This window comes from Salinisphaera sp. G21_0 (assembly GCF_017744115.1).
Taxonomy (GTDB): Bacteria; Pseudomonadota; Gammaproteobacteria; order Pseudomonadales; family Endozoicomonadaceae; genus Endozoicomonas.
This window is the reverse complement of the sequence record NZ_JAGHQW010000095.1, coordinates 1-11,076: the sequence shown is the minus strand read 5'-3', so window position 1 is coordinate 11,076 and position 11,076 is coordinate 1. Positions and strand designations below refer to the sequence as shown.

The 11,076-nt window shown below is 49.8% G+C and carries 7 protein-coding genes; all 7 read right to left on the bottom strand.

Annotation, left to right across the window (positions count from 1 at the left end; all coding sequences use genetic code 11):
- Positions 1-101: 101 nt before the first annotated feature.
- On the bottom strand, positions 102-449 hold the full coding sequence (locus tag J7439_RS24195; protein WP_209204620.1) for a hypothetical protein: 348 nt from the start codon (positions 447-449) through the stop codon (positions 102-104).
- Positions 450-554: 105 nt separating this feature from the next.
- Positions 555-3,269, bottom strand: coding sequence for an RAP domain-containing protein (locus J7439_RS24190; protein WP_209204619.1), 2,715 nt, complete (start codon positions 3,267-3,269; stop codon positions 555-557).
- A gap of 105 nt (positions 3,270-3,374) precedes the next feature.
- Positions 3,375-3,872: an RAP domain-containing protein gene (locus tag J7439_RS27380; RefSeq protein ID WP_353623121.1), complete on the bottom strand. Its 498-nt coding sequence runs from the start codon at positions 3,870-3,872 to the stop codon at positions 3,375-3,377.
- 1,348 nt (positions 3,873-5,220) lie between these two features.
- Positions 5,221-6,222: a hypothetical protein gene (locus J7439_RS26775; RefSeq protein ID WP_286198508.1), complete on the bottom strand. Its 1,002-nt coding sequence runs from the start codon at positions 6,220-6,222 to the stop codon at positions 5,221-5,223.
- Positions 6,223-6,264: 42 nt separating this feature from the next.
- Complete coding sequence (locus tag J7439_RS24180; RefSeq protein WP_209204617.1) at positions 6,265-8,877, bottom strand: RAP domain-containing protein; 2,613 nt, start codon at positions 8,875-8,877, stop codon at positions 6,265-6,267.
- 68 nt (positions 8,878-8,945) lie between these two features.
- Positions 8,946-10,157 (bottom strand): RAP domain-containing protein, encoded by a 1,212-nt coding sequence (locus tag J7439_RS27375; protein ID WP_209204616.1) that lies wholly within the window; start codon positions 10,155-10,157, stop codon positions 8,946-8,948.
- Complete coding sequence (locus tag J7439_RS24170) at positions 10,073-10,771, bottom strand: hypothetical protein (RefSeq protein WP_209204615.1); 699 nt, start codon at positions 10,769-10,771, stop codon at positions 10,073-10,075. The genes J7439_RS27375 and J7439_RS24170 overlap by 85 nt, the downstream gene beginning before the upstream one ends.
- Positions 10,772-11,076 lie beyond the last annotated feature (305 nt).

Sequence of the window (11,076 nt, the reverse complement as noted above, 5' to 3'; positions counted from 1 at the left end):
TGAGGTTCTATTGGCAACAAGGTCTCTGGTCCAGAGTAAAGGGCGCTGGGATCAGCTTTGGTCTAATTACATGTCCGGTAAGTTTTTAATTGACGTATAATTCAATTATCAGATTGAGAGAGCACCCGCCCGTGATTTCTCCCATCATAGCGCTGACCGAAACGATTCGATTTACTCACCAGATCATCCATTATTTCTGGTTTGATGAGGGCATTAAAATCTTGTGCAGAGTTTACTGAACGGTGCATTAAATATTGAGAAGGGCGTGTGCCAGAAGAATGATGAAATTCGTTACATCTCGTGGTAGAGCGGGGGTGACTATCCCGCTGTCTGACTGTAGCATGTCTATATCGCCCACGCCTTGAAGAAGGGGCATGGCCATTCGGTTGGTTGTAACCGTTATCTGATCTTGTGTATTGACCACTGATACCAGCAGAACTTCTATCCATAATTATATTTCATTAATTCATGAAAATATAAAAAGCAGACTTCCGTTCTGCCCAGAAGTTCATTTTGCAGAAAAGTTTACTTGAGTCATGATGGAAGGAAGGCGATTACTGGCTGTTTGTTTTCTTCCTCTTTGCCGGGTTGGTTTGCTCTTGTAAATGTTGTTCACCAGTCACGTATGCAGCGTCTGTCCACCCTCTTTTAAGTGAAACAGAGTCATGACCCTGTGGCGGGATGCTTGCCCTGATCATTATTTGATCAATATAGGGTTTCATTAAATCGTTGTTCAAAAGCTGGTTAGTCGGGATTTCAATGACCTCAAATCCTGCTTTTTGTAACAGTGCGATTTTCAGCAGAGTCGAACCATTCCTGGTTTTGAAATCACCACCCACATAATGAGAGGGACCCTGAACTTCAATCACCATGTTGTGATCTGGCAGTAGCAGGTCAACTGGAGGTAATGAGTTCAGACTCTTTTCCTCTTCGATCTTCAAAAATGGAATAGATGATTTGAGTTGATCGCGGAAGTCGACCTGGGTTTTTGAAATGTTTGTCTGGTAATGGCGGATGACCGGACACGCTCTGCCAAGCCAACTTGCGGCCATGATCATGATGGATTGATCCTCTTCATTATCTGGCGAGGTATTTTCCAGGCGAGTGAACAGGTCATCCATGTGCTTCTCAAGCACATTATTTTTATTGGCATTGGAGTCTAGAGACAACCTGGCACAGCATACCATGACTCCCCAGAGAGACATCGATATCTCTTTCTGAGAAAACTGAAGCTTCTCACTGATTCGATAGACGAGCGATTCGAACGTAGAGGTAGCCACGTTCAGCTCAACGAGTTCACCCAGTTTGGCCGTGGCCCACAGCAGGTTGGCAATATCCTGGGCATTAAATTGGTCTTTCTGTGCATTAACGTGGAGCAACAACGCGGCCACAGCCTCGTTGAGTCCTGGTGTCTGCTCCTGTCCGTTGTCCACCAGTTTCGCCATGGCCCACAGCAGGTTGGTGAAACTCTGGGCATTAAATTGGTCTTTCTGTGTGTTCACGCAGGTCAACAGCGCAGCCACCGCTTCGTTGAACTCCCGTGTCTGCTCGTACCTGTTGTCCACCAGTTTTGCCATGGCCCACAGCAGGTTGGCGATATGCTGGTGAATAAATTGGTCTTTCTGTGCATTCACGTGGGGCAACAGCACCGCCACGGCCTCGTTCAGTTCTGTTGTCCGCTCCTGCCCTTTGTCCACCAGTTTTGCCATGGCCCAAAGCAGGTTGGCGATATGCTGAGGAATAAATTGGTCTTTTTGTGCATTAACGTGGGGCAACAGCACCGCCACGGCCTCGTTCAGTTCTGGTGTCCGCTCCTGCCCTTTGTCCACCAGTTTTGCCATGGCCCACAGCAGGTTGGCGATATGCTGAGGAATAAATTGGTCTTTTTGTGCATTAACGTGGGGCAACAACGCCGCCACGGCCTCTTTGAATTCTGATGTCTGCTCCTGGCCGTTGTCCATCAGTTTTGCCATGGCCCACATCAGGTTGGCGATTTCCTGGGCATTAAATTGGTTTTTCTGTGCGTTCACGCGAGGCAACAGCGCGGCCACGGCCTCTTTGAACTCTGGTGTCCGCTTCTGGCCGCTATCCACCAGTTTCGCCATGGCCCACAGCAGGTTGGCAATGCCCTGGGCATTAAGTTGGTTTTTCTGTGCGTTCACGTGGGGCAACAGTGCGACAACGGCCTCGTTGAATTCTGGTGTCCGCTCCAGCCCGTTGTCCAGCAGTTTCGCCATGGCCCATAGCAGGTTGGCGATACCCTGGGCATTAAATTGGTCTTTCTGTACGTTCACGTGGGGCAACAGCGCGGCTACGGCCTCTTTGAGCCCTGGAGTGTGCTCCTGCCCGTTGTCTAACATTTTCGCCATGGCCCACAGCAGGTTGGCGATAGCCTGAGGAATAAATTGGTCTTTCTGTACGTTTACTTGGGGCAACAACACGATCACAGCCTCTTTGAGCTCTGCAGTGCGCTCCAGCCCCTTGTCCACCAGTTTCGCCATGGCCCACAGCAGGTTGGCAATATGCTGAGGAATAAACTGGTCTTTCTGTGCGTTCACGTGGGGCAACAGTGCGACCACGGCCTCGTTGAGCCCTGGTGTTAGTTCCTGCCAGCTGTCCACGAGTTTCGCCATGGCCCACAGCAGGTTAGCGATTTCCTGAGCACTAATATTACTGGCTTCAGGTTTTTGGTTGCACTTGAATAGTATTGCATCCAGTAACGTCGATAATAAGGCAGCTTGAGTGAGCTGAACACGCTCATCCATGGGTTTATGTGGGGTAAAAACACCCGCTGAAGTAAATGAGTGAAGTGTTGTCGTCAGGCTTCGCCAATTCCAGCTCCGTGTTACGGTAAAATTTTGCAGCAAACGCATCAGCTGGCTTTGTTCAGCTCGATTTAACGGTCTTTGAACAGCTGACGTGTATTTTTTAATTGAACTGGCATACTGCCCGTGGTTTCTCCCATTATAGCGATCACCGAAACGCTCCGATTGACTCACCAGATCATTCATTATTTCTGGTTTGATGAGGGCATTAAAATCTTGAGCAGAGTTGACTGAACGGCACTGTAGATGTTGAGAAGAGCGTGTACCAGAAGAATGGTAAAATTGATTGCGAACCGGTGCAGTGCGGGGGGGATGATTCCATTGTCTGACTGTGGCATGTCTGTATCGTCCACGCCCTGAAGAAGGGACACGGCCATTCGGTTGGTTGTAACCGTTATCTGATCTTGGGTATTGACCACTGATACCAGCATAGCTTCTATCCATAATTATATTTCATTAATTCATGAAAATATAAAAAGCAGACTGCTGTTCTGCCCAGAAGTTCATTGTGCGGCAAAGTTTACTTGGGTCATGATGGGAGGAAGGCGATTACTGACTGTTTGTTTTCTTCCTCTTTGCCGGGTTGGTTTGCTCTGCTAAATGTTCTTCACCAGTCACGTCTGCAGCGTCTGTCCACCCTCTTTTAAGTGATACAGAGCCATGCTCCTGTGGCGGGATGCCTATCCTGATCTTTATTTGATCAATGTATGGTTTCATTAAAGCTTTCTTCAAAAGCTGGTTAGTCGGGATTTCAATGACCTCAAATCCTGCTTTTTGCCACAGTGCGATTTTCAGCAGAGTCGAACCCTTCCTGGTTGTGAAATCACCACCCACGTAATGATGTGGTCCCTGAACTTCAATCACAATATTGTGATCTGGCAAAAGCAGGTCAACCGAAGGTAATGAGTTCAGACTCTTTTCTTCTTCAATCTTCAAAGATGGAATAGATGATTGGAGTTGATCGCGGAAGTCGGCTTGGGTTTTTGAAATGTTTGTGTGGTAATGGCGAACGACCGGACAGGCTCTGCCAAGCCAACTTGCAGCCATGGTAATGATGGATTGATCATCTCCATTATCTGGCGATGTATTTTCCAGACGAATGAACAGGTCATCCAGATGTTTTTCAAATAGGTTATTTTTATTGGTATTGGAGTCCAGAAACAACCTGGCACAGCATACCATTAAGGCCCAGAGAGACATCGATATCTCTGGCTGAGAAAGCTCAGGGTTCGTACTGATTCGATAGACAAGCGATTCGAATGTAGAGGTAACCACGTTCAGCTCAACGAGTTCACCCAGTTTCGCCATGGCCCAGAGCAGGTTAGCGATTTCCTGTGGTTTAAAGTTCGCTTTTTGTGCGTTCACGAGGGGCAACAGCGCGACCACAGCCACGTTGAGCTCTGGTGTGTGCTCCTGCCCATTGTCTACCAGTTTCGCCATGGCCCACAGGAGGCTGGTGATAGCCTGAGGAATAAATTGGTCTTTCTGTACGTTTACGTGGGGCAACAACACGGCCACAGCCTCTTTGAACGCTGCTGTTCGCTCCTGCCTGTTGTCCACCAGTTTCGCCATGGCCCACAGCAGGTTGGCGATTTCCTGGGCATTAAATTGGTCTTTGTGTACGTTTACGTGTGGCAACAGTAAGGCCACGGCCTCGTTGAGCCCGGGTGTTCGTTCCTGCCCATTGTCCACCAGTTTCGCCATGGCCCACAGCAGGTTGGCAATTTCCTGGGCATTAAATTGGTTTTTCTGTGCGTTCACGCGGGGCAACAGCGCGGCCACGGCCTCTTTGAACTCTTTTGTCCGCTCCTGGCCGCTATTCACCAGTTTTGCCATGGCCCAGAGCAGGTTGGCGATATGCTGAGGAATAAACTGGCCTTTCTGTGCGTCCACTTGGGGCAGCAGTGCGGCCATGGCCTCTTTGAACCCAGGTGTCAGCTCCATCCCGTTGTACAAAAGTTTCGCCATGGCCCACAGCAGGTTGGCGATTCCCTGTGGTTTAAAGTCAGCTTTCTGTACTTTCACGTGGGGCAACAGCGCAGCCACGGCCTGGTTGAAATCTGGTGTCTGCTGCTGGCTATTGTCCATGAGTTTCGCCATGGCCCAGAGCAAGTTGGCGACTCCCCGTGGAACAAATTGGTCTTTCTGTCCGTGCACGCAGGGCAACAGCGCGGCTATGGCCTCTTTCAGACGAGGTGTCCTTTCCTGGCTGTTGTCCACCAGTTTCGCCATGGCCCACAGAAGGTTGGTGATTTCCTCCGGTTTGAAGTTAGCTTTCTGTGCGTTCACGAGGGGCAACAGCGCTGCCAGGGCCTCTTTGAACTCCGGGGTTTGCTCCAGCCCGCTGTCAACCAGTTTTGCCATGACCGACAGCAGATTGGCGATTTCCTGTCGTTTAAAGTTGGCTTTCTGTGCATTTACCTGTGGCAACAGCGCGACCAAGACCTCTTTGAACTCTGGAGTCAGCCTCTGCTCGTTGTCCACCAGTTTTGCCATGGCCCACAGTAAGTTGGCGATATGCTGAGGAATAAATTGGTTTTTCTGTACGCTCACGAGGGGCAACAGGGCGGCTAAAGCCTCTTTGAGCCCTGGTGTCCGGGCCAGCCCGTTGTCCACCAGTTTCGGCCATGGACCACAGCAGGTTGGCAATGCCCTGGGCCTTAAATTGGTCTTTCTGTGCGTTCACGTGGGGCAACAGCGCGACCACGGCCTCGTTGAACTCTGGTGTCCGTTCCTGCCCGTTGTCCATCAGTTTTGCCATGGCCCACAGCAGGTTGGCGACACCCTGGGCATCAATATCCCTGGCTGGAGGTTTTTGGTTGCAGTTAAATATTATTGAATCAAATAGCGTTGACAATAAGTTAGCCTGGGCAAGTTTAACTCGCTCATCCATGGGTTTATGAAGAGTAAAAACACCCGCTGAAGTCAATGAGTGAAATGTTGTCGTCAGGCTCAGCCAATTCCAGCCCCGTGTTGCTGTGAAATTTTGCAGCAAACGCATCAGCTGGCTTTGTTCTGTTCGATTTAACGGTCTTTTAGAAACTGACGTGTATTTTTTAATTGAACTGGCATATTGCCCGTGATTTCTCCCATCGTAGCGATGACCAAAACGATTAGATTTACTCACCAGATCTGCCATTATTTCCTGTTTGATAAGGTCATTAAAATTCTGAGCGGGGATCACTGAACGGCACAGTAGATTTTGAGAAGGGTATGCGCCAGAGAAATGATAAATTTCATTATGCCCTGGGGTAGTGCGGGGTGGATTATCCCACCATTCGACTGTGCCCTGTCTATATTGCACGCGACTTGAAGAAGCATCATGGGTATCCGGTTGGTTGGCATGATTATCTGGTCTTGCGTATAAACCAACGGTTCCAGCTGAGCTTCTATGCATATTTATATTTCATCAATTCATGAAAATATAAAAAGCAGACTGCTATTCTGTGCAGAAGTTCATTTTTCTGAAATGGTCCACCCTGGTCTTTATTTTATCAATACATAGTTGCATTAAATAACGGTTACAAAGTGTATTAGCCGGGATTTCAACGACCTCAAATCCTGCTTTTTGCAGTAGTGCGATTTTAAGCAGAGTCGAACCTTTCCTGGTTTTTAAATCACCGCGCACGTAATGGGACAGTCCCTGAACTTCAATCACAATGTTGTGATCTGGTAGTAGCAGGTCAACGGGAGGCAATGAGTTCAGGCTCTTTTCTTCTTCAATCTTCAAAGAGGGAATGCATGACTGGAGTTGATTGCGGAAGTCAGTTTGAGGTCTTGACCTGATGGTCTGGTAATGGGGGACGAACGGACACGGTCTCCCAAGCCAACTGGCGGCCATGGCAATGATGGATTGATCCTCTTCATTGTCTGTGGAGGTATTCTTCAGGCGAGTAAACAGGTTATCCATGTGCTTTTCAAGTCCGTTATTTTCATTGTTGGAGGCCAGAGACAACCGGGCACAGCATACCATTACGCCCCAGAGCGACATGAATATATCTTGTTGAGAGAGCCGGGGGTTGTCACTGATTCGGTAGACAAGTGATTTGCACGTGGAGGTAAGCAGGGGCAGCTCAACGAGCTCACCCAGCTTCGCCGTGGCCCACAGCAGGTTGGCGATTTCCTGTGGTTTAAAGTTGGTTTTCTGTGCATTCACGTAGGGCAACAGCGCAGCCACGGCTTCGTTGAGCTCAGCTGTCTGCTCCTGACTGTTATCCACCAGTTTCGCCATGGCCCACAGCTGGTTGGCGATTTCCTGCGGTATAAAGTCAGCTTTCCGTGTGATCACATGGGGCAACAGCGCGGCCACAGCCTCGTAGAACTCTGGTGTACACTCCTGCCCGTTATCCACCAGTTTCGCCATGGCCCACAGCAGGTTGGCGATTTCCTGTGGTTTAAAGCCTGCTTTCTGTGTAATCACGTGGGGCAACAGCGCGGCCACGGCCTCTTTGAACTCTGGTGTTTGCTCCTGCCCGCTATCCACCAGTTTCGCCAGAGCCCACAGCAGGTTGGCGATTTGCTGAGGAATAGGTTGGTCTTTCTGTGTTTTCACGTAGGGCAACAGCGCGGCCACGGCTTTGTTGAGCATTGGTATCTGCCCCGGGCCGTTGACAACCTTCGCCATGGCCCACAGCAGGTTGGCGATTTCCTGTGGTAAAAAGTCAGCTTTCCGTGCGATCACGTGGGGCAACAGCGCGGCCATTGCTTCGTTGAGCTCGGGTGTCCGCTCCTGGCCGTTGCCCGTCAGTTTCGCCATAGCCCACAGCAGGTTGGTGATACCCTGTAGTTTAAAGTTGGCTTTCTGTACGTTCACGAGGGGCAACAACACGGCCATGGCCTCTTTGAACTCTGGCGTCATTATTTGACCGTTGCCCACCAGTTTCGCCATGGCCCACAGCAGGTTGGCGATATGCTGAGCATTAAATTGGTCTTTCTGTACGTTCACGTGCGGCAACAGCGCGTTAACGACCGCGTTCAATCCGGGTGTCCATTCCTGCCCGTTGTCCACCAGTTTCGCCACGACCCACAGCAGGTTGGCAATGCCCTGAGCATTAAATTGGCTTTTCTTTGCGTTCACTTGAGGCAACAGCATGGCCACGGTCTCTTTGAGCGCTTGTCTTTGCTCTTGACCGTTGTCCACCAGTTTCGCCACGGCCCACAGCAGGTTGGCGATATTCTGAGGACTCAACTGGTCTTTCTGTGCATTCACGTGGGGCAACAGCGCGGCCACGGCCTTTTTGATCTCTGCTGTCTGCTCCTGACCGTTGTCCACCAGTTTTGCCATGGCCCACAGCAGGTTGGCGAGATGCTGAGGAATAAATCGGTCTTTCTGTACGCTCAGATGGGGCATCAGCGCGGCCACGGCCTGTTTGAGCTCTGGTGTCTGCTTCTGCCCGCTGTCCACCAGTTTCGCGATGGCCCATAGCAGGTTGGTGATTCCGATGGCATCAATATCCCTGGCTTGAGGTTTTTGATGGCACTTGAATATTAATACATCAAGAAGCGTTGACAATAAGGCAGTTTGAGTACGCTTAACACACTCATTCATGGGGTTATGAGGGGTAAAAATACCTGCTGAAGTCAATGAATGAAATGTTGTCGTCAGGCTTCGCCAATTCCAGCTTCGCTTTACGGTAAAATTTTGCAGAAAACGTATCAGCTGGCTTTGTTCTGCTCGATTTAACGGTCTTTTGGCAGTTAACGTGTATTTTTTAATTGAACTGGCATATTGACCATGACACCTCCCATCATAGCGATGACCAAAACGTTCAGATTGACGCACCAGATTATCTATTATTTCCTGGTTGATGAGGGCGTAAAAACCCTGGGCCAGGTTTACTGAACGACACTGTAGATGTTGAGAAAGGCATACGGCAGTGGATCGGTAAAATTGATTACACCCCGGTGTAGTGCGTTGAGTATTATCCCACTGCCTGACTGTGGCATGTCTATATCGTCCACGCCTTGATGAAGCGGCACGGTCATCTTGTTGGTTGCGACTATTACCTGATCTTGCGTAATGACCACTGATACCAGCAGAGCTTTTATCCATAATTATATTTCATCAATTCATGAGAATATAAAAAGCAGACTTCGGTGCTGTTCAGAAGTTCATTTTGCTTAATCTGCCAAAGGATCACCTGTGGATACGGACTCAAGTCTGGAAGCTCCTTCCCTGGTCTTTATTTGATCAATACATGGTTTTATTGAATCCTGGTCCCAAACCGTGTTAGCAGGGATTTCAATGACCTCAAATCCTGCTTTCTTCAGCAGTGCGATTTTCAGCAGAGTCGAACCATTCCTGGTTTTGAAATCACCACTCACGTAATGAAACGGTCCCTGAATTTCAATAACAATGTTGTGATCTGGCAGTAGCAGGTCAACCGGAGGCAGCGAGTTCAGACACTTTTCTTCTTCAATCTTCAAAGAGGGCATGCATGATTGGAGTTGATCGCGGAATTCGGCTTGAGGTTGTGACATGGTGCGCAGGTAATGGGGGACGATCGGACACGTTCTCCCAAGCCAACTTGCGGCCAGGGCAATGATGGATTGTTCATCTTCATTGTTTGGGGCGGTATTTTCCAGACGGGTAAACAGGTCATCCATGTACTTTTCAATCTCGCTATTTTGATTGGCGTTGGAGATCAGGGACAACCTGGCACACCATACCATTACTCCCCATAGAGACATCAATATGTCTTGCTGAGAGAGCTGAGGGTTTTCACTGATTCGGTAGACAAGAGTTTCGAGCGTAGAAGTCACCATATTCAGCTCAAGGAGTTCACCCGGTTTCGCCGTGGCCCACAGCAGGTTGGCGATTTCCTGTGCGATAAAGTCAGCTTTCATGGCGTTCACGAGGGGCAATAGCACAGCCACGGCTTCGTTGAACTGCGCTGTCTGCTCCTGACCGTTGTCCACCAGTTTTGCTATGGCCCACAGCAGGTTGGCGATTTCCTGTGGTTTAAAATTGGCTTTCTGTGCGATCACTTGGGGTAACAGTGCGGCTACAGCTTTGTAGAACTCTGGCGTCCACTCCTGTCCGTTGTCCACCAGTTTCGCCATGGCCCAGAGCAGGTTGGCGATCCCCTGTGGTTTGAAGTTAGCTTTTTGTACGATCACGCAGGTCAACAGCGCAGCGAGGGTGCCGTTGAACTCTGGTGTCTGTTCGTGCCCGTTGTCTGCCAGTTTTGCCATGGCCCACAGCAGGTTGGCGATATGCTGAGGAATAAATTGGTCTTTCTGTGCTTTCACGCTGGACAACAGCGCGGCCACGGCCCGGTTGAATTCTGGTGTCTGCTCCTCCCGTTGTCCAGAAGTTTGGCCATGGCCCACAGCAGGTTAGCGGTATGCTGAGGAATAAATGGGTCTTTCTGTGTGCTCACTTGAGGGAACAGCGCGACTACCGCCTCTTTGAGCCCTGGCGATGGCTTCTGGTCGTTATCCACCAGTTTCGCCATGGCCCATAACAGGTTGGCAATCTCATCTGGCTTGTTCGCTTTGTGTACGTTCAAGTGAGGCAACAGACCGGCCACGGCCGTGTTGAACTCTGGTAACCGCTTCTGCCCGTTGTCCATCAGTTTGGCCATGGCCCACAGCAGGTTGGCGATTTCCTGTGGATTGAAGTTAACTTTCTGTGCGTACACGATGGGCAACAACACGGCCACGGTCGCCTTGATCTCTGGAGTCCGCACATATCTGTTGTCCACCAGTTTCCCCATGGCCCACAGCAGGTTGGCGGTACCCTGGGTATTAAATTGATCTCTGTGGGCGATTACATGGGGCAACAGTGCGGCCACGGCCTTTTTGAACTCGGGTGTTCGCTCCTGCCCGTTGTCCACCAGTTTCGCCATGGCCCACAGCAGGTTAGCGATTCCCTGGGCATCTATATCCCTGACGTCAGGTTTCTGGTTGCACTTGAATATTATCGCATCCAGTAGAGTGGACAATAAGGCCGTTTGAGTGAGCTGAACACGCTTATCCGGGGGGCTATGTGGGGTAAATACACCCGCTGAAGTAAATGAATGAAGTGTTGTCGTCAGACTTCGCCAATTCCAACGTGGTGTTGCGGTAAATGTTTGCAGAAAATATAGTAACTGGCTTTGCTCAGCCCGATTTAACGGTCTTTTAGCCCGAATATTTCATAAATAAGAGCAGGTTCCGCCCAATCACTTGATATGATTGAGTCGACCAAAAGAAAGCTTCGGAAGAAGCAAACCGGAACCTGCTATGGCGAAACATACACAAGAAACCC

Excerpts from the sequence above, each read along its gene's own strand:
- J7439_RS26775 (WP_286198508.1), bottom strand. The coding sequence starts at position 6,222 with ATGCATAGAAGCTCAGCTGGAACCGTTGGTTTATACGCAAGACCAGAT.
- J7439_RS24190 (WP_209204619.1), bottom strand. The coding sequence starts at position 3,269 with ATGGATAGAAGCTATGCTGGTATCAGTGGTCAATACCCAAGATCAGAT.
- J7439_RS27380 (WP_353623121.1), bottom strand. The coding sequence starts at position 3,872 with ATGGCTGCAAGTTGGCTTGGCAGAGCCTGTCCGGTCGTTCGCCATTAC.
- J7439_RS24195 (WP_209204620.1), bottom strand. The coding sequence starts at position 449 with ATGGATAGAAGTTCTGCTGGTATCAGTGGTCAATACACAAGATCAGAT.
- J7439_RS24180 (WP_209204617.1), bottom strand. The coding sequence starts at position 8,877 with ATGGATAAAAGCTCTGCTGGTATCAGTGGTCATTACGCAAGATCAGGT.